Origin of the sequence: Streptomyces sp. SAJ15 (assembly GCF_007595705.1) — a bacterium.
Lineage (GTDB): Bacteria > Actinomycetota > Actinomycetes > Streptomycetales > Streptomycetaceae > Streptomyces.
This window is the reverse complement of record NZ_NISY01000003.1, coordinates 263101-288799: the sequence shown is the minus strand read 5'-3', so window position 1 is coordinate 288799 and position 25699 is coordinate 263101. Positions and strand designations below refer to the sequence as shown.

21 protein-coding genes, 1 tRNA gene and 2 pseudogenes are annotated in these 25699 nt (G+C 74.0%); 13 read left to right on the top strand and 11 right to left on the bottom strand.

Going from position 1 to position 25699, the window contains the following annotated elements; translation table 11 throughout:
* Window positions 1-15 precede the first annotated feature (15 nt).
* On the bottom strand, window positions 16-570 hold the full coding sequence (locus CD790_RS11435; protein WP_144383070.1) for a methylated-DNA--[protein]-cysteine S-methyltransferase: 555 nt from the start codon (window positions 568-570) through the stop codon (window positions 16-18).
* Window positions 571-772: 202 nt separating this feature from the next.
* Here CD790_RS11435 and CD790_RS11430 point away from each other — a divergent pair, with 202 nt between their 5' ends.
* Window positions 773-1612 carry an isocitrate lyase/phosphoenolpyruvate mutase family protein gene (locus CD790_RS11430; protein ID WP_144383069.1) on the top strand — a complete coding sequence of 280 codons (840 nt, stop codon included), beginning with the start codon at window positions 773-775 and terminating at the stop codon, window positions 1610-1612.
* A 32-nt stretch (window positions 1613-1644) separates the two neighbouring features.
* Here CD790_RS11430 and CD790_RS11425 read toward each other — a convergent pair whose 3' ends face one another.
* The 3 genes from CD790_RS11425 to CD790_RS34525 form a co-directional block, all read right to left on the bottom strand.
* Window positions 1645-2025, bottom strand: a complete 381-nt coding sequence (locus CD790_RS11425) for a hypothetical protein (RefSeq protein ID WP_144383068.1) — start codon at window positions 2023-2025, stop codon at window positions 1645-1647.
* A gap of 164 nt (window positions 2026-2189) precedes the next feature.
* On the bottom strand, window positions 2190-3116 hold the full coding sequence (locus CD790_RS11420; protein ID WP_144383067.1) for an AraC family transcriptional regulator: 927 nt from the start codon (window positions 3114-3116) through the stop codon (window positions 2190-2192).
* Between the two features lie 5 nt (window positions 3117-3121).
* The gene (locus CD790_RS34525) at window positions 3122-3283 is read right to left on the bottom strand and encodes a hypothetical protein (protein ID WP_186319002.1); all 162 of its coding nucleotides are present in this window, start codon (window positions 3281-3283) and stop codon (window positions 3122-3124) included.
* On the opposite strand from CD790_RS34525, the gene CD790_RS11415 reads away from it, so the two are divergent.
* Complete coding sequence (locus CD790_RS11415) at window positions 3276-3746, top strand: DUF1772 domain-containing protein (protein ID WP_313956495.1); 471 nt, start codon at window positions 3276-3278, stop codon at window positions 3744-3746. The two genes, CD790_RS34525 and CD790_RS11415, sit on opposite strands and share 8 nt — an antisense overlap.
* 127 nt (window positions 3747-3873) lie before the next feature.
* Here the strand turns inward: CD790_RS11415 and CD790_RS11410 are convergent, their stop codons facing one another.
* Complete coding sequence (locus tag CD790_RS11410) at window positions 3874-5358, bottom strand: aminopeptidase P family protein (protein ID WP_144383065.1); 1485 nt, start codon at window positions 5356-5358, stop codon at window positions 3874-3876.
* Between the two features lie 101 nt (window positions 5359-5459).
* Window positions 5460-7091, bottom strand: coding sequence for a PP2C family protein-serine/threonine phosphatase (locus CD790_RS11405; protein WP_144383064.1), 1632 nt, complete (start codon window positions 7089-7091; stop codon window positions 5460-5462).
* A 751-nt stretch (window positions 7092-7842) separates the two neighbouring features.
* Here CD790_RS11405 and CD790_RS11400 point away from each other — a divergent pair.
* Both CD790_RS11400 and CD790_RS11395 read left to right on the top strand, forming a co-directional pair.
* Complete coding sequence (locus CD790_RS11400; protein WP_144383063.1) at window positions 7843-8571, top strand: bifunctional DNA primase/polymerase; 729 nt, start codon at window positions 7843-7845, stop codon at window positions 8569-8571.
* 661 nt (window positions 8572-9232) lie between these two features.
* A complete protein-coding gene (locus tag CD790_RS11395) occupies window positions 9233-9811 on the top strand; it encodes a hypothetical protein (protein WP_144383062.1) in 579 nt (192 codons plus the stop codon).
* A 763-nt stretch (window positions 9812-10574) separates the two neighbouring features.
* On the opposite strand, the gene CD790_RS11390 is transcribed toward CD790_RS11395, so the two are convergent.
* The 3 genes and pseudogenes from CD790_RS11390 to CD790_RS11380 all read right to left on the bottom strand — a co-directional run bounded on the left by CD790_RS11390 (window position 10575) and on the right by CD790_RS11380 (window position 13778).
* A complete protein-coding gene (locus tag CD790_RS11390) occupies window positions 10575-11555 on the bottom strand; it encodes a DUF5926 family protein (RefSeq protein WP_144383061.1) in 981 nt (326 codons plus the stop codon).
* A gap of 641 nt (window positions 11556-12196) precedes the next feature.
* A pseudogene (locus tag CD790_RS11385) lies at window positions 12197-12736 on the bottom strand (ATP-binding protein); the annotation flags it as partial.
* Between the two features lie 217 nt (window positions 12737-12953).
* Window positions 12954-13778, bottom strand: a complete 825-nt coding sequence (locus CD790_RS11380; RefSeq protein ID WP_144383060.1) for a glycerophosphodiester phosphodiesterase — start codon at window positions 13776-13778, stop codon at window positions 12954-12956.
* A gap of 192 nt (window positions 13779-13970) precedes the next feature.
* Between CD790_RS11380 and CD790_RS11375 the strand changes: the two genes are divergently transcribed.
* Window positions 13971-15617, top strand: coding sequence for a S1C family serine protease (locus CD790_RS11375; protein ID WP_144383059.1), 1647 nt, complete (start codon window positions 13971-13973; stop codon window positions 15615-15617).
* 43 nt (window positions 15618-15660) lie between these two features.
* A tRNA-Ser gene (locus CD790_RS11370) sits at window positions 15661-15747 on the top strand.
* A 212-nt stretch (window positions 15748-15959) separates the two neighbouring features.
* Here CD790_RS11370 and CD790_RS11365 read toward each other — a convergent pair.
* Window positions 15960-16307: a DoxX family protein gene (locus CD790_RS11365; protein ID WP_144383058.1), complete on the bottom strand. Its 348-nt coding sequence runs from the start codon at window positions 16305-16307 to the stop codon at window positions 15960-15962.
* 265 nt (window positions 16308-16572) lie between these two features.
* The gene (locus tag CD790_RS11360; RefSeq protein ID WP_144383361.1) at window positions 16573-17601 is read right to left on the bottom strand and encodes a bifunctional DNA primase/polymerase; all 1029 of its coding nucleotides are present in this window, start codon (window positions 17599-17601) and stop codon (window positions 16573-16575) included.
* 683 nt (window positions 17602-18284) lie between these two features.
* Between CD790_RS11360 and CD790_RS11350 the strand changes: the two genes are divergently transcribed.
* The 7 genes and pseudogenes from CD790_RS11350 to CD790_RS11325 all read left to right on the top strand — a co-directional run bounded on the left by CD790_RS11350 (window position 18285) and on the right by CD790_RS11325 (window position 25484).
* Complete coding sequence (locus tag CD790_RS11350) at window positions 18285-18590, top strand: hypothetical protein (protein ID WP_144383057.1); 306 nt, start codon at window positions 18285-18287, stop codon at window positions 18588-18590.
* A gap of 163 nt (window positions 18591-18753) precedes the next feature.
* Window positions 18754-19749: pseudogene (locus CD790_RS11345) on the top strand (bifunctional MaoC family dehydratase N-terminal/OB-fold nucleic acid binding domain-containing protein); the annotation flags it as partial.
* The gene (locus CD790_RS36790) at window positions 19726-20187 is read left to right on the top strand and encodes a MaoC family dehydratase (RefSeq protein WP_399217441.1); all 462 of its coding nucleotides are present in this window, start codon (window positions 19726-19728) and stop codon (window positions 20185-20187) included. The pseudogene CD790_RS11345 and the gene CD790_RS36790, both read left to right, overlap by 24 nt.
* A complete protein-coding gene (locus CD790_RS11340) occupies window positions 20184-21392 on the top strand; it encodes a lipid-transfer protein (protein WP_144383055.1) in 1209 nt (402 codons plus the stop codon). Before CD790_RS36790 ends, CD790_RS11340 begins: the two co-directional genes overlap by 4 nt.
* A gap of 117 nt (window positions 21393-21509) precedes the next feature.
* Complete coding sequence (locus CD790_RS36785; protein WP_144383054.1) at window positions 21510-22754, top strand: DUF1906 domain-containing protein; 1245 nt, start codon at window positions 21510-21512, stop codon at window positions 22752-22754.
* 252 nt (window positions 22755-23006) lie between these two features.
* A complete protein-coding gene (locus CD790_RS11330) occupies window positions 23007-23585 on the top strand; it encodes a SigE family RNA polymerase sigma factor (protein ID WP_144383053.1) in 579 nt (192 codons plus the stop codon).
* Between the two features lie 246 nt (window positions 23586-23831).
* On the top strand, window positions 23832-25484 hold the full coding sequence (locus tag CD790_RS11325) for a long-chain fatty acid--CoA ligase (protein WP_144383052.1): 1653 nt from the start codon (window positions 23832-23834) through the stop codon (window positions 25482-25484).
* The last annotated feature ends 215 nt before the right edge of the window (window positions 25485-25699 follow it).

Below are 25699 nucleotides of genomic sequence, written 5' to 3'. Positions count from 1 at the left end.
CCGCCGCGCGGCCCGTCACCCCGCCCAGTCCAACGTCGGCGGCAGGCTCCCCTCCAGGGTCAGCAGCCAGCGCTTGGTCTCCATGCCGACCGCACCGCCGCCGTAGCCGCCGATGCCGTCGGCGGCGATCACCCGGTGGCAGGGGATGAGCAGGCTGACCGGGTTGGTGGACATGATGGAGCCCACCGTACGGGCGGCGAGCGCCCGCTGTTCTGGCTCGTCGGTGTCGAAGGCGCCGCTCAGGTCGGCGAGTTCGCCGTAGGCGATGGTCTGGCCGAAGCGCACCCCGCGCTGGAGGGCGCCCAGGACGGCGCGTTGGGGGCCCGCGGTGAGCCGCCAGTCGATGGGAAGCGTCAACTCCCGTCGGCGAGCGGCGAAGTAGTCGCCGAACTGCTCCGCCACGGCGGCGGCGCGCCGGTCCCGCGAGGGATCGGCCAGGGGCGGCCCGGGCGGGAAGGCCACCGCCTCGCGCGAGGTGAAGGTGGCCGCCGCGACCCCCTGGTCCGTCACCGCCACCCGCATCCGCCCGCTGGGGAGCGGCGTAGCGAGGGTGAACCACCGCGCGGTCATCGGGCGCCCGTCCCGTGGCCGGGAGCCGGCCCGGCCGGCCTCGCGGCCTCTCTGATCACATCCACCTGATCACATCCACGACGCCGACCTTACGCAAGCGGACGGACGTTCGCCGCGCGTGGACCGCATCCGGGCCCCGCACCGACGTAGACGTCGGATTCCCGCCAGTGGGGCTCCCACCGCCGGTGATCTACTGCTGTCCATGACGGAACAGCACGCTCTCGCCCGGCACTTCCACTCCCTCCACCTCCCCGGCACCCCGCTCACCCTCGCCAACGCCTGGGACGCGGCCAGCGCCCGCCTGGTAGCGGCGACGGGTGCCCCGGCCGTCGCCACCACCAGCGCCGGAGTGGCCTGGGGGCTGGGCGCCGCGGACGGCAACCGGCTGCACCGCGACGAGGCCGTCGCCCTCATCGCCCGCGTCGCCGGGGCCGTCGAGGTGCCGGTGACCGCCGACATCGAGAGCGGCTTCGGAACCACCCCGGACGAGGTGGCGGAGACGGTGGCCCGGGTCGTCGCCGCGGGAGCGGTGGGCATCAACATCGAGGACTCCCCCGGCCCGGACGGCGCCGCGCTGCGTCCGGCGGCGGAACAGGCCGAGCGGATCGCCGCCGCCCGGTCGGCCGCGGACGCCGCCGGGGTGCCGCTCTTCATCAACGCCCGCACGGACGTCTACCTGCTGGCCGTCGGGGATGAGCGGGACCGCCTGGACGAGACGCTCCGCCGGGCCGGCGACTACCTGGAGGCCGGCGCCGACGGCGTCTTCGTGCCCGGCACCACCGACCCGGACGTCGTCGGCGCCCTCACCAAGGGCATCGCGGCCCCGGTCAACATCATGGCCGGCCCCGGTGCGCCCACCGTCGAGCGGCTGGCGGGCCTGGGCGTGGCCCGGATCAGCCTGGGCTCCGCGGTCGCCGAGGCCGCCTACGCCGTCGCCCTGCGGGCCGCCCGCGAACTGGCCACCACCGGCACCTACGCCCACCTCGCCGACCCCGTCCCGTACGGCGAGCTCAACGCGCTGATGGCCGGCGGCCGCGGCTGACCTCCGCGACCGGCGGGGCGGTGGGCCGGCGGTCACGGTCCCCAGGACGCGGGGACCGGTGTGCACTGGAGGGCGGCACCCGCGCCGAGAAGGGTCACCTCGGTGGCGTGGACGGCCTCGTTGACCACGGCCGGACGACACAGCATCGGCGCCACCGCGTCCTCCTCCTCGCGCAGGTCCCGCCAGGTCGTCTCCGGGCCCAGGTGGTGCGGCGGACGGCAGCCCAGGTTGACCATGCCGTCGAAGAGCGTGCCCCGGGTGCAGACCTTGATCTGGCCGCCGTCCGAGACGTAGGCGTACGGCGTGGGGCCGTCGGGCGCGGCGTCGGCCACGGCCGCCGGGGCCCAGGCCGCCAGGGCGGCGAGGACGATCGTGGCCGATCCGCCGAGGGCGGAGGCGGTGCGCAGGCGCATGGCGTTCTCTCTTCCGGTTCGTCCGACTGGGTATCCGGGGGGATACGACAGGCGAACGATCGGATGATCGGAAGGCAACGCGCCCGGCCCCCGCCGGCGCCGGGTTCCGGCCATCGGCCGCACCCCGCCGTCGCTTTCGTCGCCGCCGTTCGAGAAGAGCCCGCTCAGCCCCGGTCCGCCTGCGGGCTCACGCCCCGCACCCGCTTGTAGGCGGTGCTCAGCGCGAAGGCGCTGCCGTAGCCGACCTTGCGGGCGACGGCCGCCAGGGTGGCGTCGGGCTCGCGCAGCAGGTCGGCGGCGAGCGCCAGCCGCCAGCCGGTGAGGTAGGCCATCGGCGGCTCGCCGACCAGCTCGGTGAAGCGACGGGCGAGGGCGGCGCGGGAGACACCCGTCTTGGCGGCGAGGCTCACCACCGTCCACGGGTGGGCCGGGTCGTCGTGGAGCAGTCGCAGCGCCCGGCCGACCACCGGGTCGCCCTGGGCCCGGTACCAGGACGGGGCGGCCGCCTCGGGACGGGAGAACCACGCCCGCAGCGCGGTGATCAACAGCAGGTCGAGCAGCCGATCGAGGACCACCTCCTGCCCGGGCCGGTCCTTGACGATCTCCTCCTCCAGCAGCGGGACCAGCGGCGACTCCCACTCCGTGGCGGGCAGCACCGACAGCGCGGGCAGCGCGCCCAGCAGCCGCCGGCTGATCTCGCCCCGCATCTGGTACGTGCCGACCAGCATCATCGTCGCGCCGTCGGGGCTGTCCCCCCAGGTGCGCACCCCCAGGTCCATCTCCTCGCACAGCTCGTCGCCCTCCGGCGTCGCCGAGCGCTCGCCGGGCAGGATGACGGTCTGCGGCTCGGTGGCCGGATCGTCGGCGAAGGTGTACGGATCGGGGCCGCGCATGATCCCGATGTCTCCGGGGGCCAGCCGTCGCGGCGCGTCCCCGTCCGGCACCGCCCAGGCCGCGCCGCGCACCAGGGCCACCAGCGTCAGCGGCGCCCGGTCCTCGATCCGGATCGACCACGGCGGATCCATGATCGCCCGCATCAGGAACGCGCCCCGCGCCCTCGGCCCGTCCAACAGCCCCGCGAGTACGTCCATGCGGATCAGCGTAGACGCACGCACATGGAGGCGAGCCGCTCGATCATGTTCATCTCGCCGTCGGGCCGCTTGACTTGAGGCATCGGCACGACGGCGCGAACACGGAGGATGGGCACGATGTCAGCGGTGATGCGGGGCGCGACACTGATCGCGGCGACGGTGACCACGGGACTCACCGCGGGACTCTTCTGTTCCTTCGCCTACGCGGTGATGCCGGGCCTGCGGCAGGCCGAGGACCGGACCTTCGTCGACGCGATGCAGCGGATCAACGTCTCGATCCTCAACGGGTGGTTCTTCGCCTGCTTCCTCGGCGCGCTGGCGCTGACCGCGGTCAGCGCCGGGCTGCACCTGTGGGGCGGCGGCGACCGGTCCGCGGCGCCGTGGATCGTCGCCGCGCTCGTGCTCTACCTGGCGATGTTCGTCATCACGGCGGCGGTCAACGTGCCGCTCAACAACGAGCTGGACGCCGCCGGGTCGATCGGCCGGATCGCCGACCCGGGCGCCGTACGCGAGAAGTTCGAGGCGGTGTGGGTGCGCTGGAACGTGGTCCGCGCGGTGACCTCGACCGCCGCCTTCGGCTGCCTGACCTGGGCCCTGGTGCTGCACGGCCGGGCCACCGCCACCTCCTGACCGGCGGCCGTCGGACCCGGAGCCGGCCCGCGCCGGACGCCGACACGGCCCCGACCGCCTGGGAAGGCGCTCGGGGCCGTGTCGTTGCGCACGCGGCGCGTCGGGCGCGATCGGCCCGTGCGGCGGCTCAGCCCTTGAGGCGGGCCATCCACTCCTCGACCTCGTCGGCCCGGCGCGGCAGCCCCGCCGACAGGTTCCGGTTGCCGTCCTCGGTGACCAGGATGTCGTCCTCGATGCGGACGCCGATGCCCCGGTACTCCTCCGGCACGGTCAGGTCGTCCGCCTGGAAGTACAGCCCCGGCTCGACGGTCAGACACATGCCCGGCTCCAGCACGCCGTCGACGTACGTCTCCGTCCGCGCCACCGCGCAGTCGTGCACGTCCAGGCCGAGCATGTGGCCGGTGCCGTGCAGCGTCCAGCGGCGCTGGAGGCCCAGCTCCAGGACGCGCTCCACCGGACCCTCGACCAGGCCCCACTCGACGAGCCTCGTGGCCAGCACCCGCTGGGCGGCGTCGTGGAAGTCGCGGTACTTCGCGCCCGGCCTGACCGCGGCGATGCCCGCCTCCTGCGCCTCGTAGACCGCGTCGTAGATCTTGCGCTGGAGCGGGGTGTAGCGGCCGTTGACGGGCAGCGTGCGGGTCACGTCGGCGGTGTAGAGGGTGTGCGTCTCCACCCCGGCGTCCAGGAGCAGGAGTTCGCCGGAGCGGACCGGGCCGTCGTTGCGCACCCAGTGGAGGGTGGTGGCGTGCGGGCCGGCGGCGCAGATGGAGCCGTAGCCGACGTCGTTGCCCTCGACACGGGCACGAAGGAAGAACGTTCCTTCGATGTAGCGCTCGCTGGTCGCCTCCGCCTTGTCGAGGACCTTGACGACGTCCTCGAAGCCGCGGACGGTCGAGTCGACCGCCTTCTGCAGCTCGCCGATCTCGAACTCGTCCTTGACCAGGCGCGCCTCGGAGAGGTAGACCCGCAGCTCCTCGTCGCGCTCGGCGGTGACCTTGTCGGTCAGGGCCGCCTGGAGCCCGGCGTCGTGACCGCGCACGATACGGACCGGGCCGGTGGCCTCCCTGAGCGCGTCCGCCAGCTGGCGCACGTCCTTGGCCGGGAGGCCCAGCAGCCGCTCGGCCTCGGTGAGGCTGTGCCGGCGGCCGACCCACAGCTCGCCCTGGCCGTCCAGCCAGAACTCGCCGTTCTCCCGGTTGGAGCGGGGCAGCAGGTAGACGGTGGCCTGGTGGCCCCGCGCGCCGGTGGGCTCCAGCACCAGGACGCCGTCCTCGGTCTGGTCGCCGGTGAGGTACGTGTACTCGGTGGAGGCACGGAACCCGTACTCCGTGTCGTTCGACCGGGTCTTGAGGTTGCCCGCCGGGATCACCAGGCGCTCGCCGGGGAAACGCGCCGAGAGCGCGGCGCGCCGGCGTGCCGCGTGCGGCGCCTGCTCGATCGGCGCGAGGTCCCGCATCTCGGTGTCGGCCCAGCCGGACTTCATGCTCTCGGCGAGCTCGTCGGAGACGCCCGGGTACAGGCCGTTCTTCCGCTGCTTGACGGGGGCCTCGGCATCGGTGCCCTCGGGGTTCTCCAGGGCCCCCGGCTGCTCCGTGGTCTGCTCCTCGGTCACGTATTCCTCCTCGAATGGACCTCACCCATGGTAGGTGCGGAGTGCATGCTTCCGAGAGGGGTGTGACGCCGCGCACACGCCGGTCCGGAGTGCCGTCCGGGTCATTCGAAGTGGGCGACGAGCAGCACGATGTCCTCGGCGTCGACCGCCTCCGGGCCGCCCGGGGCCGCGCCCACTGTCCCCGTCACCGTCTCCGCGTCCGCGCCCGCCGCGTCCCTCGACGTCCCGTCGGGCAGCATGGCCCGCAGCACGTGGTCGGCGACGGCCTCCGGGTCGGTGCGCGCCGTCCTGGGGACGCTCGCCGCGGCCGCGTGCAGCCGGGCGAAGGCGCGGTCCATCTCCTCGCCGCTGCGGTGCAGCAGCCCGTCGCTGTACAAGAGGAGCGTTTCTCCTGATGCCGGCTCCAGCTCCACGCTGGGCGCCTCCCAGCACGAGAGCATGCCCAGCGGGGCCGACAGGGAGGTCTCCACGAACTCGGTGCGCAGCTCGCCGATGAGCAGCGGCGGGCAGTGCCCGGCGCCGGCCAGCACCACCTTGCGCAGCGCCGGCTCGCAGTAGGCGAACAGCGCGGTGGCGGAGCGGGCGGGCTCGGTGAGCCGCAGCAGCAGCTCCAGATCGGACAGGACGGCGACCGGGTCCTCGCCCTCCATCACGGCGTACGCGCGCAGTGAGGCGCGCAGCCGTCCCATGGCCGCCACGGCGCTGGGGCCGGCGCCCGAGACGGCGCCCACCGCCAGCCCGAGCGCCCCTTCCGGCAGCGGCAGGGCGTCGTACCAGTCGCCGCCGCCGTGGGGGCCGGTGCGGTGGCGTACGGCGAGCCGGACCCCGGCGATCCGCGGCAGCCGCGCGGGCAGCAACTCCTCCTGGAGGGTCGCGGCGGTGGCGCGGGCGCGGGTGAGGTCCAGCAGCCGGGCGAGGTGCTCGGCGGCGTACGCGCAGTACAGCCCCATCAGATGGCGCTGCCGCTCGACCGGCTCGGTCGGCTCGTCGTAGAGCCATACGGCGGCGCCCAGCCGGCCGGGGGTGGCGCTGCCCTCGTCGGGGTGGAGATCGGCGGCCCCTCCCGCGCGGGGAGTCACGGGAGGGGCGGACAGGGGGGACGGGGCGGACGCGGCGGACACGAGGGCGGACGGGGCGGAGGGGGCCGGCGGGGTGACGGGCAGGAGGGGAGAGCGGGCGCCGGGGCCGGGCTCGCCGTGCGGGTCCAGCGGGACCGCGTAGCTCGCGGCGTAGCCGAGCCGGGCGGCGACCTCGCGGTGGCGCGGGTCGAGGTCGGCCTCGCGGGCCAGGTCGGGGTGGATCACCTCGGGCCGCTGGGCGTGCGGCTCGGGGAGGCCGTCCAGCAGGTGGGCGGCCGAGGCGGTGCCGCGTGGAATCGTTTCGATGTGGCCGAGGTCGGCGCGGCCGAGGCCCAGGCCGACGGTGGTCACGGGGCCGAGCCCGTCCGCGGGTTCGAGGGCGACCAGCCCCCGGCGGGCGCCGACCAGGGTGGCCCCGGCCTGCAGCAGTTCGTCCAGCGCGGTGTCCAGGGTGGCGGTCCTGGCGAGCCGCTCGGTCAGCTCGTGGAGGGTGGTGAGGTCCGAGACCCAGCCCGCGAGGCGGTCGAGGACCAAGCCGTTCGGCGGGGGAGCCGGGGCGGGGGCGGGGGGTGGGGCGACGGGGTCGGCAGTGTGCGCGGGGGAGGGAAGTGGCGGATCGATTCCAGCCACTTTCGGCAGGTGCCGGGCGCTCATGGCGTGCTGCCCGGGGGGATGGTTCTCGGCAACGGGGGCGATGGCCGGGAATCGCCGCCGGGCCCACCGTCAGAGTAGGGAGATCGCGTGCTTTGGGGAGGATTTTTGCAGGTTGTCGCGCGCTCGGCCGGACGGTCCGTACTGCTCCATAGCATCGCAAACCCCCTGTCGTGCTGCGCCGCTACTGCCCTCAGATGTACACGCACCGGCGACGCGATGTCCAGCATCGGACCGGTGGGGATATTGGTGTCTGTGGGGAATCGAAGATGGCCGAAAAAAGGCCACGACCCTTCAGATCTGCTGTCGACTGGCGAGCACTGGCAGCGCGTCATATCGAGCGCGGTGGGTACGTATTCGGAGACGGGTGGGGGCGGTTGACGTCGCCCCGGAACCCCGTGGCCGGGCCGAGCGTCTTAGTCGGCGACGGCCGCGCCCATCCCCGAGTGGCGGGGGCGGTACACCGGGGTGGCAAGCGCCATGCGCGCGCCACCCCCCGCCACGTTCCACGCTCGGCCCGCGGCGTGATGCGCTGCCCTGTACGCGCAGTGACTTGTGATCCACATTGGCGTGACGGTTCGAGTAATCCCGGCAAGCGCCACGTAATGCCTTGTACAGCGGTGCTTGCGGCCGACGGTTGCAGGCGCTCGTAGCAGTGCCCTGTAGTGCGGCGCCTCGTGGTGAGTGGCGCCTCGTAGTGCGACGGATTGCTATGGATACGGTCCCTCGGCGTTTACGGAAAGGACGAGCGCTCATGCGCGAGATCCCCGGAAGGCGACGCAAGTTCTCGCTTCTGCGGCCCAGTGGGAGCCCCACCGCGGCGCTCCGCGCGGCCCTGGTCTGTGCCACCGAGTGGCAGTGGCCGGTCCTGCCCGGCGTGGGCCTCCAGCCCGCCGGCGAGGACCCCGGCGGCGGACGCGGCGGCCCCGACGCGGGCGACGCCGAGGCGCGCCCGCGCGAGTGCGGCTGCCCGCACCCGGACTGCGTGGTGCCCGGCGCGCACCCCTTCGACCCGGGGCTGCTCGCCGCGACCACGGACGCCCGCATGGTGCGCTGGTGGTGGACCAACCGCCCCACCGCCCCGATCATCCTGGCGACCGGGGGCCGCGCCCCGTGCGCGGTGAGCCTGCCGGCCGTGGCGGCGGGCCGGGCGCTGGCCGTCCTCGACCACGCGGGGGTGCGGCTCGGCCCGGTGGTCGCCACCCCCACCCGCTGGTCGTTCCTGGTCGCGCCGTACGGACTCGAAGAGCTCGGCGAGCTGCTGCACCGCCAGGACTGGGTGCCCAGCTCGCTGCGGTTCCACGGGGAGGGCGGCTATGTGGTGCTGCCGCCCTCGCGGACCGGGGCGGGCCGGGTGCGCTGGGAACGCCCACCGCTGCGGCGCGCCCGCGCGCAGTGGCTGCCGCGGGTCGAGACCGTGGTGGACGCGCTGGTCGAGGCCAGCGCCGGCGCCCCGGGCGGCGGCAGCAAGCTCGCGTACTGACCCGCCGGTCGAGACGGACCGCGGAACGCGGCCGAACGGTCGGGGCGCGCCGGGGCGACGGTGGCGACGGGACCGGTCGGGCGCGGTACGGCGTGGGGGCGCCGGGTCGGTCCGCGGTGACGGCCGTCGGCTGTGGGTGACGGCGGAAGAGTGCGCTGGGCGGAGGCAGCGGACTCGCTCATGAGGGCCGTACGGCGGTGAAGCCGTGCGGCCCTCGCCTCACTCGTTCGGGTGCCGTGTGCGGGGAGTCCCCCGGATGGGGGGCGCGGTAGATCGGAATGGTGCGATCTGAGCGCTATGTTCGGCATGCCGACAAACGTTCCCCGAGGTGCCGATGGGGGTCTCCATGGCGCGCAGGTTCCGGCCCACCCGGCCCACCGAGCCCTCCCGGCCCGCCGGGGCCCGCCCCGGTGCCGGGGGCCCGGCCGGCCATGCCCGGGGCGTGGCCCGCCCGGACGGCTCGGGGCGCCCGGCGCGCCTGCGACTGGTCGCGCTCGCCGGCGTGGTCACGCTCGGCGCGGGCGTGCCACTGGCCGTGGCGACCGCGGGCTCGGTCGGCTTTCCGGAATCATCTGGTCCAGAGGCGGCTCCAGTTGGCCTGAATCACCCGGTCGATGGGCGGTTCCACCCGGAGGGAGGAGGCCGAAACCCGAGCATCCGGGTGGGTCCCGGCACCACCGCCGCCTGCGGCCCCGAACTCGCTTCACCCGAAGGGGTGGAGGCGCAGACCTGTGTGCTGACGGAAGGCCGGGAGAGCTGGGCGCGCACCTACTACCGCAACGCCACCGGCGGCCCGCTGACCGTCGCGCTGACCCTCATGCGCGCGGACGGCCAGACCCGGCAGGTCTACTGCCCGGTGGCCGCCGACGACGACCCCGCGACCTGCGAGACCCCGCGCGGGGCGGCCTCACGCGGGGCGGAGACGCGACGTGGGGCGACCGCCCAGGAGGCCCCTGAGCAGGGCTCCGAGCCGTCGGGAGCGGCCCCGGAGGCCGCTGACGGCGCCGCTGAGCGGGTCGGCGGCCCCGGGGTCGCGGAAACCACCGCGATGGCGGAGGTGGCGTCGGCGGAGGGGCTGCTGCTGCTTCGTTCCGGCAGCTCGGACGACACCGTCACGGGCACGGAGAACGGCCGGGAGAAGGGCCGGGAGAACGGCTCCGGAGGCGGGCGGCGGGACGCCGTGGATCTTGCCGGCACGGGGCGCTCGGCGGGCAACTCCGCGCGGGAGGCGGGGCGTTAGCCCGTACGCCTCCCCGGACCGGGCCCGGGCATGGAAGCGCCCGGTCGCTGGCGACGGGGGATGCACCAGCGACCGGGCTTCTAGAACCGTAACAAGAGATCGGCGGTTCGCAAATTCGATCGCGGATTTCCGGACGCCCAATTCCCGGCCACCGACGCGAGTTGTGAGCAGGGTCACGCCACCTTGACGACGCTCCGGAGGCCGCCGCGAGCCGGGCGCGTGCCGGGCGCGGGGCGACCCGCGCGGCGCGCGCCGGAGATCGCCGGCGAGGCGTGCGTGCGGGGGGCTGGAGATCGTGGGCGGGTCGCCTGCGTGGGGGCCGGAGATCGTCGGCGGGATCGCTCGCGTGGAGTGTGCGGGGGCGGATCCTCGGCGGGCCCACTGCGCGGCGTGGCGTTGAAGATCGTCGAGGTTGCCCGTGCGGCGTCCCGTCGATCCTCTGCGGGTCACCCGCGCGGAGTGTGGGAGATCCTCGGCGGGGTCGCCCGCGCGGCGCGCGCGGGGACGGATCCTCGCCGGGGCACTGCGCGCGGGGCGGGGCGGATCTTCGGCGGGCCGACCGCGCGGCGTGTTGCGGGGCGGATCCTCGGCGGGCCGACCGCGGGGCTGTTGCGCGGCCGATCCTCGGCAGGCCGACCGCGGGGTGTGTTGCGGGGCGGATCTTCGGCGGGCCGACCGCTGGGCTGTTGCGCGGCGGTTCCTCGGCGGGCCGACCGCGGGGCGTGTGCGGGGACGCCCGCGCGGTCGGCTCGTCCGTCGGGCGTCAGCTCAGGGTGACCTGACGGTTGGTGAGACCGCCGCGCGCCCGCCGCTCTTCGGGGGTCAGCGGGGCCTGGGAGGCCAGCGCCTCGCCGAGCCGCTCCGCGAAGGCAGCGGCCGGCTTCTCCACGTCGTCCGCGCGGACCGACTGCGGCAGATCCCACACCGGCACGACCAACCCGTGCGCCCGGAAGGAGCCGATGAGCCGGGTGCCCTCGCCGAGCGAGGACGCACCCGAGGCGTGCAGCCGCGCGAGCGCGTCCAGCAGCTCCTCCTCCGGGTGGGCCATGACCCAGCGCAGATGGTTCTTCTCCGTGGCCTGGCACCAGTACGCGGCCTCGACGCCGGTGAGCCGGGCGGTCGGGATCGCGGCGGCGTTGGCCCGCTCCAGGGAGGCGGCGACCTCGCCGCTGGCCCCCTCCGCGTTCTCCAGCCAGAACTCGAAGCCCTCGTGCACGACGGGCGTGAACGGCGCCGCCGGGTCCAGCAGGTCCTGGAGCCGGACCCCTTCGACGCCGGCCCGCGCGGCGGCCACCGGCGTGCCCGGCTCGGCGGTCAGCGCGCGCTGGAGGGTGTCCGCCAGGTCGCGGCTGATGTCGCCGGAGGCGGTGTCGTTCTGCAGCCCGAGGAGGACGGCGCCGGTGTCCCGGCGCAGGGCCGGCCAGGCCATGGGCAGCACGGTCGCCAGCGTCACCGACGGAACGCCCTCCGGCAGGCCGTCCTTCAGGCGCAGTTCGGCGGTGGCGGCGGGCACCAGCTCGCGCAGCGCCACCCAGTCGCACTCTCCGGGCAGCCCCTCGAACGGCCGCTGCACCAACTCGGTCGCGGCGTGCGCGGCGGCCCGCCCGTGGCACGCCTTGTAGCGGCGACCCGAACCGCACGGGCAGGGCTCGCGGGCGCCCACCACCGGGTAGGTGGCGTCAGCGGATCCGGGGCTGACCCGTGCTCCTGCGGCCTTCGTCTGGGGGCGGCGCTTCTTGGCCATGGTGTGGCTGTCTCCCGGTCGGTACGGCTCAAGGCGGGCACCGCACGGGTCGATGCGGCCCGTACGGCGGTTACGGGCGCGAGCCTAGTCCTTGGGTCGAAGCTCGTCGGTTACGCCGGCTCGTCCAGGTCGGCGAAGTCGAGGCCGTCCAGGCCGTCGAGGGCCTCGTGACCGGAGGCCGGGCGGCCGTGGGCGGCGCGGCCGTGTCCGTAGCGCCCGGGAACGCGGGGGCGGGGCGCCCGCGGACCGGAGCCGCCTCCCTCGCGGAGACCGGGCTCGGGGCGGTCCCGCTCGGAGCGCTCCCGCTCGGAGCGGTGCGGGCCGGAGGGGTGCCGGACCGAGTGGCCGAGCTCGGAGACGCCGAGCTCGCGGGGGCCGCGCTCGGAGCGCTCGGGCTGGGAGGGGACGCTGCGGGAAGGGCCCGGCTCGGAGGGGCTTGTACTCATCCGGCGGGCGCCCATCTCGGGGACGCTGTCGGGAATTCCTTCGGGGATCCCCTCGGTGATTCCTTGGAGGATGCCTCCGGGGATCCCCTCGGGGATGCCTCCGGGGTTGGCTTTCGGGGTGTGGCCGGGGACGTTCCCCAGGACGCCGCTACCGGTGGCCTCCTCCTCGCCGTGGTCGATGTCGGGCGAGAGCATGACGCGCGTAGCAAAAGCGTCGCGGGTGGACAGGACGGCCCATACGGTGACCTCGCCGGTGGCGTCCCGTACGCCCCAGTCCTTGGACAGGGCGGTGATGATGTTGAGCCCGCGGCCGCCGCGGGCGGTCACCGAAGGTGTGGCCGGAAGCGGTCTTGTGGGTCCACCGCCGTCCGTGACCTCGACGGTCAGACACGCGCGGTCGTCGACGCGCCAGGCGGCTCGTATGTCCCCCCGGCCCTGAGCGTCGGTGCGGAGCGGGCGGCCGTAGCGACACGCGTTGCTCAGGAGCTCGGAGAGGATGAGAACCGCGTCGTCGATGACCGAATCCGGCACCCCGCTCCGGAGCAGATCCCCACGCATCCGGCGCCTGGCCTGACCGACACCCATCGGACCATGGGGTACGGCCATGCTCGACGACGTCGGCACCTCCTGTGCCACCACCAACGCCACCCCCGAGACCTCCTTTGCCCCACGCCAGGGGATGGATGCCCCGCGCAGCTGGAACGGAAACCGGCCACCTGGCATCGAGTGACGCACTCGTCACGATCGAACACCTTCCGAACGCGCCGGTGCACTCCATGTAATGGCCGCAGAGCGGGAGGACGGGGAGGATTACGGGCACGCCGTCGCGCGGCCGAGCGTCCAATTCCGGCCGCCGCCCGAGTGTGGCCCGAGTGTGGCCCGAGTGTGGCCCGAGTGCGGGTCGAGCACGGGCCGAGCGTGGGCCGGTCGAAGGCCGTTCTCGCAGGTGGCGTCAGCCGCGGCCGAGCTGGGCGAGAACCTCCTTGGGCCGGTTGGTGATGATCGCGTCCACTCCGAGCGCGACACACAGCTCCACGTCCTCGGGCTCGTCCACGGTCCAGACGTGCACTCGGTGCCCCGCGCGGTGCAGCCGGGCGACGTAGTCGGGGTCCTTCCGGACGATCCGGATGCTCGGGCCCGCGATGTTTACGCCGGGCGGCAGCTGGCCGTCGCGGTGGCGCGGCAGCACGAACTGCATCAGATAGACGGTCGGGAGGGCCGGGGCCGCGGCCCGCACCCGGTGCAGCGAGCGCGCGGAGAAGCTCATCACGCGGACCGACGAGGGCTGGCCGGCCGGGGGCGCGTCCAGGCCGAAGCGGCGCAGCAGCTCGAGCAACCGCGCCTCGACCTGGCCCGCCCAGCGGGTGGGGTGCTTGGTCTCGATGGCGAGCTCGACGCGGCGCCCGGCGTCGGCGACGTACTCCAGCAGCCGCTCCAGGGTGAGCACCGCGGTGCTGTCGCGGTCCGGGGATTCGGGGTCGCCGCCCCGCCCTTTCCAGGAGCCGAAGTCGAGGGCGGCGAGGTCGGAGAGTTCGAGCGCGGAGACCGCGCCGCGGCCGTTGGAGGTGCGGTTGACCCGGCGGTCGTGCACGCAGACCAGATGCCCGTCCGCGGTCATCCGGACATCGCACTCCAGGGCGTCGGCGCCGTCGTCGATCGCGCGCCGGTACGCCGCCAGGGTGTGTTCGGGCGCGACCTCCGAGGCCCCGCGGTGGGCGACGACGGCGAGGGTGTGCGGACTGGGCTGGATCTCCTCGGCCGGGCGCGCATAGGTCATCGCGTTATCGTGCCACCGCTGGGCAGGAGTCCGTGGATATGGTCTACCTACGGTCCGCTATGTCTGACTTATCGCGCCTGTCGCTCCTTACGGTGGCCTGACGTGCGGTGGGAAAAGCTGGTGGAAGGCTCGTCACCACGTGTCGTGGGCCGGCCGTGCTGTGAAAACCGTCGTGCACCTGAGGAGAGAGCTGTGAGCACCGAGAACGAGGGCGCCGCCGTTCCGTCTGCGGCGCTTCCGGCGCCCGACGTCGAGCCCGCGGTGGCCGGTGCCGAGTCCGGCCCGGCGACGGAGCGGGCGACAGGACCGACACCGGAGGCGCGGGAGACGCGCGAGGCGCGGGCGGACGGCGACTACGACCTGCCGGCTCCGGCTTCGCCCCCGGCTCCGGCTTCGCCCCCGGCTGTGGCCGCGCCCGCGGAACCCCTGGCACCGGCGCCCGCGTTGGAGACTCCACCCACGTCGGAGTTCGCGTCCACGACGGCCACGGCGGCCATGCCGGCGACCGCCGCGGCGGCGGGGTCGGCCACCCCGCCGTCTCCGCCCCCGCCGCCCCCGGCCCAGGACGGTTCGGGGACCTGGTGGGACGGGACCGGTGCGGGTGCTCCATACGGTTCCGGCGGCCCGGTCGACGGCGCGGCGGGCGGCGGCTTCGCCGGTGGTCCGGGTGGCGGCGCGTGGGGCGCGCCGCCGATGCCGCCTCCGCCGCCCGGCCGCAGGCGCTCCGGCGGGATCGTCGCCGCGGTGCTTGCGGCGGTGCTGGTGGCCGGCGGGATCGGCGGCGGGGTCGGCTACTGGGCCGCGGACCGCGACGAGACGTCCACCTCGACCACCGTCTCCTCCTCCGGCGATCCCAAGGCGGAGAGCCGGGCGCCGGGCTCGGTGGCGGACATCGCCGGCAAGGCGCTGCCCAGCGTGGTGACCATCGAGGCGCGGGGCAGCAACGGCGAGGGCGGCACCGGCACCGGCTTCGTCTACGACAAGCAGGGCCACATCCTCACCAACAACCACGTGGTGGCCTCGGCCGCCGACAGCGGCAGGCTCACCGCGACCTTCTCCGACGGCAAGCGGTACGACGCGGAGGTGATCGGTCGCGCCGAGGGCTACGACGTCGCCGTGATCAAACTGAAGAACGCCCCCGACGGTCTGAACCCGCTCCCCCTCGGCGACTCCGACAAGGTCGCCGTGGGCGACGCGACGGTGGCGATCGGCGCCCCCTTCGGTCTCTCGGGCACGGTCACCACGGGCATCGTCAGCGCCAAGAACCGTCCGGTGGCCTCCAGCGACGGCGGCGGCACCAACGCCTCGTACATGAGCGCGCTGCAGACCGACGCCTCCATCAACCCGGGCAACTCCGGCGGCCCGCTGCTCAACGCCGACGGCGCCGTGATCGGCGTCAACTCCGCCATCCAGTCCGCCGGTGGCGGGGGTGGCTTCGGCGGCGGGTCCCAGCAGTCCGGTTCCATCGGCCTCGGCTTCGCCATCCCCATCAACCAGGGCAAGAACGTCGCCGACCAGCTCATCAAGACCGGCCAGCCCGTCTACCCGGTCATCGAGGCCACCGTCAACATGAAGGACACCGGCAACGGCGCCACCATCGCCTCCACCGGCGCCGGCGGCAGCGACGCCGTCGCCGCGGGCGGCCCCGCCGACCGCGCCGGCCTCAAGCCCGGTGACGTCATCACCAAGCTCGACGACACCGTCATCGACAGCGGCCCCACCCTGATCAGCGAAATCTGGACCCACCAGCCGGGTGACAAGGTCACCATCACCTACGAACGCGACGGCAAGCAGTCCACGACCCAGCTCACCCTGGGCGAGCGCCAGGGCGACAGCTGACGCGCTAGGCTGATCCCCGCGTCTCCCCTTCGGGGTGACGCGGGGAGAGTTGCCCGAGCGGCCTAAGGGAACGGTCTTGAAAACCGTCGTGGCGGCGACGTCACCGTGGGTTCAAATCCCACACTCTCCGCCGAGGTCGGCTACGTAGCTGGTCAGAAGGGGTGCCCCAAGGAACGGGGCACCCCTTTGTGTTGGGCTCTGTCCTGTGGCCAACGTCTGGCCCACCGTTGACCGGCGCGTGGGGGCCAGGCGTGGACCAAGACGGCCCGGCCTCTACGCGTTCGCGGCGTCCGTGTCAGTGGCTCACCGGCGCACGCCGGCGCGCGGCTGCGGGACGTGGGCTCAGGAGGTGAGGCCCAGGGTCAGGGAGGCGGCCGCCGGGGCCAGGTAGATGAGGGGGAAGGCGATGTGGCCGTACCAGCGGGCGCGGGCGACGGTGATGACGGCGCCGGTGAAGTAGAGGATCAGGCCGATGGCGGCCAGCGCGCCGATGACCGGTATGGCCAGGCCCACGAGGAGGCCGATGGCGCCGGCGGCCTTGGCGATGCCCAGCCAGGTCCACCAGCCGCGCGGGACCCTGTAGTCGATCATGGGCTGAACGACCCAGGGGGCGTTGAAGAAGATCGAGCCCGCGGAGAAGCCCGACATGACGGCGGCCAGGACGGTGACGACGACGTAGGTGGTGGACATCCGAGGGTGCTCCTCATCAGGCGGTGTACCGGTGCGGGCCGCGCCGGCCGGGCGCGGTGAGCCCGTCACCTGATTGACACGGCGCACCGCGCGCGTGTGACAGGAGCGGTGAAGATTTTTTCCGGACCGGGTGGGAGTGGGGGCGGCTGCCGGCTGACTGGTCGTTACTTGGCTGGTCGGATCGGGAGTTCGGCGTCGGCTGCGGCCTGGAGGAGGTGGCGGACCGGTGCGAGGGGCGGGCCCGGGAGCACGGCCAGGGAGGTGGTCAGGGTGAGCCCGGCCAGCGGTCGGAGGGCGACGCCGGGGAGCGGCGGCAGCCCGACCACGTCGTAGAAGACCGTCGGAGCCCGTCCCGGCGCGCCGCCGAGGCGAGTGTGGCGGCGGCTTCGTGCGGCGGGAGGCCGGTGCTGAGGGCCGCGTCCAGCAGGGCATGGGTGAGGGCCGGGTCGGCGCCCGCGTCGCAGGCACGGCAAGCCGCCCAGTAGAGGCGGGAGTTGCGCTCCCCCGGACGGGAGGCGCGGACGAACGCGACCAGGGCGGCGGCACGATGGCGCGTGAGGGGTCGGGTCGGCCGCGGGTGGGAGACGGGACGGGGCGGGGCGAGCAGGCGCAGCAGCGCCTCCGGCGCGGGAGCCGGGGTCCAGAGAGGGGAGCCGGGGGCCCGGCGGTAGTCGCCGCGCGAGCTGCGGGAACCCGGCCCGACCAGATAGCCGCCCAGGCCGCGGATGTCGACGCCGCGTGCCAGCCGGCCCACCGAGTTGTGGACGGGGGCGTTCCCCGGGGCGGTGAGCCACAGATGGCGACCGCCGCTGGGGGTGAGGACGGTCACCGTGTGGGGGACGGCGAAGGCGTGCTCGCGCGCCAGCCGGGCGAAGGCCGCCAGGCCGTCGGTGGCCGTCGCGGGCTTGTGGTCCAGGTCCACCCCGACCAGGTGGTGCGGGGGGACTCCGCACGCGATGCCATAGCCCGTGGCCCAGGGGGCGGCGGCGAAGAGGGCGCGGATGGTGTCGGGGTCCGTCGAGGCGTCGTAGACGCCGTGACCGAGCCGTCCGCACTCACCGTGGCAGGGGGCCGCCCGTGCGGGGCCGGGCGTCGCCGGTCCGGGTCCCGGGATGGGCGTCACCGGTCCGGGTCCCGGGATGGGCGTCACCGGTCCGTGCCCCCGGCCGGGCGTTGCCGGAGCACCCCCTGGCCCGCGGCCCGACCTCGGGCCCGTGCCGACGTCCGGGCTCGGGCCTGCGCCAGCGTCCAGGCTCGGGCCTCTGCCAGCGTCCGGGCTCGGATCGATGCCCATGACCGACCAGGGGTCCGTACCCGTGACCGACCAGGGGTCCGTACCCGTGACCGACCACGGGTCCGTGTCCGTGAACGACCACGGATCCGCGGCCCTGGCCGCCCTCGCGCCCGCGCCGGTGGTCGGGGCCCGTCCCCGTTCCGGCTCCGGAGGCTCGGTGGGGTCCGGGGCGACCGCCGGTGGTGGCGCGCAGGCCGGGTCGCGGTGGTGCGGGGAGCGCACGGCGGGCAGTTTCGCGCGGGTCAGTGGGATCACCGCGAAGCCGTGCGCCGCGGCGGCCAGGGCGTGGACCAGGGGGTTGTCCGCCATACGGCCATTTTCGCGCTGATGTTCGATTCTGGGAAGAGGGGGGAGGTTCGGAGGGCGGGGTCCGGGGAGGCGGGGGCCGTACACGGCCGAAGGCATGCGGGAACGGTTCTCCCCTTCTCCCTTGCGGCCCGTGACCGCCTGGGGTGCGGCAGAGGGTGCATTGGGGGCGCAAGCGGTGTTTAAGCAAGGTTCCTCATACCTGCGAGGTAATTGGGACAACACGGGTGGTTCGCCAGGGAGTTCATGGGCAACTCTGCTTCCGCGGCGTCGTCACGCCTCAGCACCACCGTGGCGGAGCGACGCCGAGGGGTGGCCGGCCGACCGCCATCCCGGGCTCCCCACACCTCGGCTCTCGATTTCCTGGAGGAATGGACATGGCGCGTATCCGTCCCGCCCGCACCCTGGCCGCCGTTGCCGCTCTCCCCCTCGCCGTCGCGCTCTTCGGGGGCGTTGCCCACGCGGACGGGGACGACGGCGCGGGTGACGGGCCGAACAAGTCCGTGGGGTCCATCGTCGGCAGCGGCGTCGGCGACGACAACAACGGCAACTCCACCACCACTCAGCAGATCGCCACCGGCACCGGTGCGTCGAACCAGAACAACACCGCCAGTGTCATCGGGGCCGAGGACGTCTTCATCGACCAGCACAACGCCACCGTCGTCTTCGTTCCGTGGTGGTGATGCGGTGAACTGAAAGGGACTGGGTGAGGTCAGATGGTCGCGCGGCGGCACTTCGGTGCCGTCGCGCTTCCGTCTTGACGGATCCCCGGGCCCGGCCGTCTCCGCCCGCTCCGCGACGCGATGTGTTGACGGGACAGCAGAGCTGACGGATAGTCAGAAAACCATGAGCGCCGACTCCTTCTACCAGCAGCTGAAGGCGTACGAGGGCCACGCCGCCGTCACCGGCGGGCGCGGCAAGGACCCCGTCAACGAGCCGATGATCCGGCACTGGTGCGAGGCCGTCGGCGACACCCACCCCGGTTACCCCGCCGTCGCCCCGCCCGCCATGCTCCAGGTGTGGACGATGGGCGGGCTCTCCGGCCACGGTGCCGGCGGCGGGCGTTCGAGCGCCTACGACGAGCTGCTGTCCCGGCTGGACGGGGCCGGCTTCACCTCCGTCGTCGCCACCGACTGCGAGCAGGAGTACCCGCGCCCGCTGCGTCCCGGCGACCGCGTCACCTTCGACGCCGTGATCGAGTCCGTCTCACCGCTCAAGACCACCAGGCTGGGCCGCGGCCACTTCGTCACCACGCGCATGGACCTACGGGCCGACGGCGAGCTCGCCGGGACTCATCGCTTCCGCATCCTCAAGTACGCGCCGCCCCGCGCCCGGCTGGAGCGGCCCGACCCGGCCCCGTCCCCGGATCCCGCCCTGTCCCCGAATCCCGCCCCGCCCCCGGATCCCGCCCCGCCCCCGGATCCCGCTCCCGTCCGCACCGGTCATCGGTCGGCGCGTCCGCGGCCCGTCGTGAACCGCGACAACGCCGGGTTCTGGGAGGGCGTCGCCGCCGGTCGGCTGCTGATCCAGCGCTGTGTCGACTGTCGTGCCCTGCGCTTCCCCTGGCTGCCGGGGTGCAACGGCTGCGGCGGGCAGGGCTGGGACACCGTGCGGGCTTCCGGCCGCGGCACCGTCTTCAGCCGCGTCGTGATGCACCACCCGCGGTTCCCCGCGTTCGACCCCCCGTATGTCGTCGGGCTCGTCGAGCTCGCCGAGGGCGTCCGGATGATCAGCAACATCGTCGGGGTGCCGCCGGAGGCGGTGCGGATCGGCATGGAGGTCGAGCTGGAGTTCCTCCATGACGCGGAGGGGGAGCCGCTGCCCGTTTTCCGCGCCGCCGGGGCGCCGCCCCCGCTCCGCATCCCCGTCACCCGCACCCTCATCGTCGCCGGGGCCCTCGCCTCCCGTGACTTCCAGGACGTGCACCACGACCCGGAGGCGGCACGGGCGCGCGGGACGCCGGACATCTTCATGAACATCCTGACCACCAACGGCCTGGTCGGTCGCTACGTCACCGACTGGGCGGGCCCGGGCTCCGTGCTGCGTCGGCTCGCCATCCGGCTCGGAGCGCCCAACTATCCGGGGGACGAGTTGACGTTGACGGGGACCGTCGCCGCCGTGGAGGGGAGCACGGCGCGGGTACGGATCGTCGGCCGCAACTCCCTGGGACGGCATGTCACCGGCGAGGCCACCGTCGAGCTGGGCTCCTCCGCACGACGCACACCACCTGGGCCCTCCGAGTCGCCCCGGTCCGCCCCCCGGAGCCGGAGGACGCCATGAGTCTGCACCGTGCCGACAGCCTCGGCGGTCGGGCCGCCATCGTGGGGATCGGCGCCACCGAGTTCTCCAAGGACTCCGGCCGCAGCGAGCTGCGGCTGGCCGTGGAGGCGGTGCGGGCGGCGCTCGACGACGCCGGGCTGACCCCCGCCGACGTGGACGGGCTGACCACGTTCACCATGGACACCAGCCCGGAGATCACCGTGGCACAGGCGGCCGGCATCGGCGAGCTGTCCTTCTTCTCCCGGGTGCACTACGGCGGTGGCGCCGCCTGCGCCACCGTCCAACAGGCCGCGCTGGCCGTCGCCGCCGGGATCGCGGACGTCGTCGTCTGCTACCGCGCGTTCAACGAGCGCTCCGGCCGTCGCTTCGGCTCCGGCGTCACTCACCGCGAGCCCTCCGCCGAAGGCACGGCGCTCGGCTGGGCGCTGCCTTTCGGCCTGCTCACCCCGGCCTCCTGGGTCGCCATGGCCGCGCAGCGCTACCTGCACACGTACGGGCTGACCCCCGAGGCGTTCGGCCATGTCGCGGTCACCGATCGCCGGCACGCCGCGACCAACCCGGCGGCGTACTTCTACGGCCGTCCGATCACCCTCGCCGACCACGCCGCCTCGCGCTGGATCGTCGAGCCGCTGCGGCTGCTGGACTGCTGCCAGGAGACCGACGGTGGGCAGGCCCTGGTGGTCACCGGCGTGGAACGGGCCCGGACGCTCCGCCACCCGCCGGCCGTCATCCGCGCCGCCGCGCAGGGGGCGGGCCGCGCGCAGGAGCAGATGACCAGCTACTACCGCGACCGCGGCTACGACGGCGGGCTCACCGGGCTGCCGGAGATGGGCGTGGTCGCGCGGCAGCTGTGGCGCACCAGCCGGCTCACCCCCGAGGACATCGACGTGGGCATCCTGTACGACCACTTCACCCCCTTCGTGCTGATGCAGCTGGAGGAGTTCGGCTTCTGCGGGCGGGGCGAGGCGGCGGACTTCGTCGCGGCGGACGCGCTGCCGCTCAACACCCACGGCGGCCAGCTCGGCGAGGCGTATCTGCACGGCATGAACGGCATCGCCGAGGCGGTGCGGCAGCTTCGCGGCACCGCCGTCAACCAGCTGCCGGAGGTCGACCACGTCCTGGTCACGGCGGGAACCGGGGTGCCTACGTCCGCCCTGATCCTCGGCACGGACGACGGGACGGCCGGTCACCCGACCCTGACGTGACACCCTCGCGGCCTCGGAATCGGCGCAGGCGGTCGAATCGGTGCAGACGGCTGAATCGCGGCTCCCCGCGCGCGTGTCTACGGGACCGGTCCGGCGGTCGCCGCCTTGACTCGCCGTATGGACCGACTCAAGACGATCAGACGAAGAAAGATCACCGGATTTACGGTCGGCCTGCTCGCGGTGGTCGCCGCGGGCGCCGGGCTGGCCGGGCAGACCGTGTTCGCCGGTGCCCCGCAACCCGGCTCCACCCACGCCTCCGCCGCCACTCCGGCGGTCGCGGCTTCCTCCGCCGATCCGTCCACTGTCGCCCGGCTCGCCCTGACCAGTGCGGCCGCCGCCGCGGTGGCCGCCGAGTCCATGGCCACGCAGGCGGCGACGGCGGCCCAAGCAGCGAAGGCCGCCAGCGCCGCCAAGGCGGCCAAGGGCGCCCGCGCACCGAAGACGACCGCGGACGGCAAGAGCACGAAGGCCCAGGACACGACGGACGCGAAGGGCGCCGAGGACCCCAGGAACGCGAAGGCAGGGAAGGAAGAGAAGGAAGAGAGGGAAACGGCGGGGGTGAAGGGCGAACGGGACGCCATGACCGGGCCCCGCGCCGTCGGCCCCGCCATTCCCGCCGCTCTCCCCGACCCCCGCGTCCACGGCGCCCGCATCTTCCGCGGCTGGGGCATCGACACCTGCCACGCCCCCTCCCTCGCCACCCTCCGTGCGTGGCGCTCCTCCCCGTACCGCGTGATCGGCGTCTACTTCGGCGGCCGCGGGCGCGCCTGCCCGAGCCAACCCCGGCTCACCCGCTCCTGGGCGCTGGGCGCCGAGGATCTGGGCTGGCGGCTGCTGCCGGTGTACGTCGGCTCGCAGTCCCCGTGTGTGCGCAACTCGGCGAAGATGGGCGTCCGGATCGGTGCCCACCCCTGGGAGCAGGGCCGCAACGAGGGCCGCGACGCGGTGCGGCGCGCGGAGGCGTTCGGCCTGCGCCAGCGCAGCGCCCTCTACCTCGACATGGAGGCGTACGACCACACCCGCCGCGCCTGCGCCCGTGCCACCCTCTCCTTCATCCGCGGCTGGAACCGCGAGGTGCGCGACTCCGGCTACTTCCCCGGCTTCTACAGCAGCGCCGAGTCCGGGGTGCGTCACCTGGAGCAGGCCCGACGGGCCGGGGTGCGTGATCTGCCGTCGGCGATGTGGTTCGCGCGCTGGCGCGTGAAGGCCACGGTCTTCGGGGAGCCGGTACTGCGCCCGAACGCGTGGCAGCCCCACCGCCGCATCCACCAGTACGCGGGCAACGTGAGCGAGAAGCACGGCGGCAAGCGGTTGAGCATCGACCGCAACAGGGTGGACGCCCCGGTGGCGATCGTCCGCTGACCATCGGAAGTTGAGTGATGAATAAGCACGGATGGCCGCCGGCCCCTGCCTCGCGGGTCGGCGATCATCGGCCTGACCACCGCTGATACCGGGGTCCAGGGGCCGCGACCCTCAGAGTCGACCCTGAAGGACCTCCTCCTCCCGTCCGCCCCCAGGAGGTGGTGCCAGCCCCACCCCTACAACCTGAGGGGGATCCGGCTTCGGCACCTGCGGCCGATCCGTGAGGCGCTAGGCGCTCATAGCGTGTAAGCCATGACCACGCCAGTGTGCCCCAGCGCATCGACCGTCGTGTTCCCGTCGTTCTCCTCGTACGTCCGGGCGCGGGGGCCGGTTCTGCTGCGTACCGCCCGCTCCCTCACCTCCAACCCCTGCGACGCCGAGGACCTGCTGCAGACCGCGCTGACGAAGACCTATCTGGCGTGGGAGCGCATAGAGGACCACCACGCGCTGGACGGCTACGTCCGCCGCGCGCTGGTGAACACCCGCACCTCCCAGTGGCGCAAGCGCAAGGTCGAGGAGTTCGTCTGCGACGAGCTGCCGGAGCCCGATCCGATCCCGGCCCCCGACCCCGCCGAGCAGCAGGTGCTGCGCGACGCGATGTGGCGAGCGGTGCTGCGGCTGCCCGCCCGCCAGCGGGCCATGGTCGTCCTCAGGTACTACGAGGATCTGAGCGAGGCTCAGACGGCGGAGGTGCTCGGGGTGTCCGTCGGCACCGTCAAGAGTGCCGTCTCCCGCGCTCTCGGCAAGCTGCGCGAGGACCCCGAGCTGAACCCCGAGCCGACCCCCGAGCCGCAGCTCGGCCGCGGCGCCGAGCGGCTGCGCGCCGCCTGAGCCCCGCCCCCGACGGCGTCCGACGGCGTCCGACGGCGTCCGATGACGTCCGACGGCGTCTGACATGCCCGACGGCGTCCGACGCGCCCGATGGCGCCGGTGGGCGCTGATGGCGCCGGCCCCGCATCAGGCCCCCTCGCGACGCGCCGAGAGGGCTCGGTCACGCCGAAGTAGTGACATCCCGCCCGGTCGAATGGAGAATCAGCGGCACCTACTGGCGCGTAACCGGTCCTTCAGGAGGCCCCGGTGCTCAGCACGATGCAGGATGTCCCGCTGACCGTGAGCCGCATACTGCGGCATGGCGCGGTCGTGCACAGCGGCTCGTACGTCGTCACATGGACCGGGGATTCCACACCGACCAGGCGCACGTTCGGAGAGGTCGGCGCGCGCTGCGCGCAGCTCGCCCACGCGCTGCGGGACGAGCTGGGCGTCACCGGCGACCAGCGGGTCGCCACCCTGATGTGGAACAACGCGGAACACCTTGAGGCGTATCTGGCGGTCCCCTCCATGGGCGCCGTGCTGCACACCCTCAACCTGCGGCTGCCGGCCGAACAGCTCGCCTGGATCATCAACCACGCCGCCGACCGGGTCGTCATCGTCAACGGCTCGCTGGTGCCCCTGCTCGCCCCGCTGCTGCCGCACCTGCCCTGCGTCGAGCACATCGTCGTCGCCGGCCCCGGCGACCGCGGCCCACTGGAGGGCGCGCGGGCCCGGGTCCACGAGTACGAGGAACTCATCGCCGGCCGCCCGGTGGAGTTCGACTGGCCGGAGGTCGACGAGCGCGACGCCGCCGCGCTCTGCTACACCTCCGGGACCACCGGCGACCCCAAGGGGGTCGCCTACAGCCACCGCTCCATCTATCTGCACTCGTTGCAGCTCAACGCCGCGGAGTCGTTCGCCCTCGCCGCGCACGACGTGCTGCTGCCGGTCGTGCCGATGTTCCACGTCAACGCCTGGGGCACACCGCACGCCGCCTTCATGGCGGGCAGCTCCCTGCTGATGCCCGATCGCTTCCTCCAGCCCGCACCGCTCGCCGAGATGATCGAGCGGGAGCGGCCCACGATCGCGGCCGCCGTCCCGACCATCTGGTCCGGGCTGCTGACCGAGCTGGACGCCAGGCCGCGGGACGTGAGCTTCCTGGGGCGCGTGATCATCGGCGGCGCGGCCTGCCCGCCCGCCCTCATGCGGGCGTTCCAGGAGCGGCACGGGCTGCGCGTGATCCACGCCTGGGGCATGACCGAGACCTCGCCGCTGGGCTCCGTCGCCCACCCGCCGGCCGGTCTGACCGGGGAGGACGAGTGGCGCTACCGCGTCACCCAGGGCCGCTTCCCCGCCTCGGTCGAGGCCCGGCTGCGCGACGGCGAGGGGCGCGTCCTGCCCTGGGACGGCGCCTCGGCCGGCGAGCTGGAGGTGCGCGGCCCGTGGATCGCGGGCGCCTACTACGGGGGCGAGGGCGCCGCCCCGCTCCGCCCGGACGACAAGTTCAGCGAGGACGGCTGGCTGCGTACCGGCGACGTGGGCACCATCAGCCCCGACGGCTATCTGACGCTGACCGACCGGGCCAAGGACGTCATCAAGTCGGGCGGCGAGTGGATCTCCTCCGTCGAGCTGGAGAACCACCTCATGGCCCACCCGGCGGTCGCGGAGGCGGCGGTCGTCGCCGTCCCCGACGACAAGTGGGGCGAACGCCCGCTGGCCACGGTCGTGCTCCGGGACGGGAGCACCGTCGACTACCGGGAGCTGCGCGCCTTCCTCAGCGAGCGGATCGCGCGCTGGCAGCTCCCGGAGCGGTGGGCGCTGGTCCCCGCCGTGCCCAAGACCAGCGTGGGCAAGTTCGACAAGAAGGTGATCCGGCGTCAGTACGCGGAGGGCGAGCTGGATGTGACGACGCTGGACTGAGGCCGGTACGGCGGGAGAGCGGCGGCGCCCTTGGGCGCCGCCCCTCCGTACGCCGCCCGTATGGCGTCGGTACGGCTTTCGTGCGGCGCCCGTGCGGGGGTGGGACTCCGCCCGTACGGCGCTCGGCTCGGCCGTTCGGCGTGACCGCCCCGTGTCGCCCGGTGGCAGGCCGCGTCCGGCGCCCGGCTGACTGGTCGCTCGTCGCGCGTCACGCG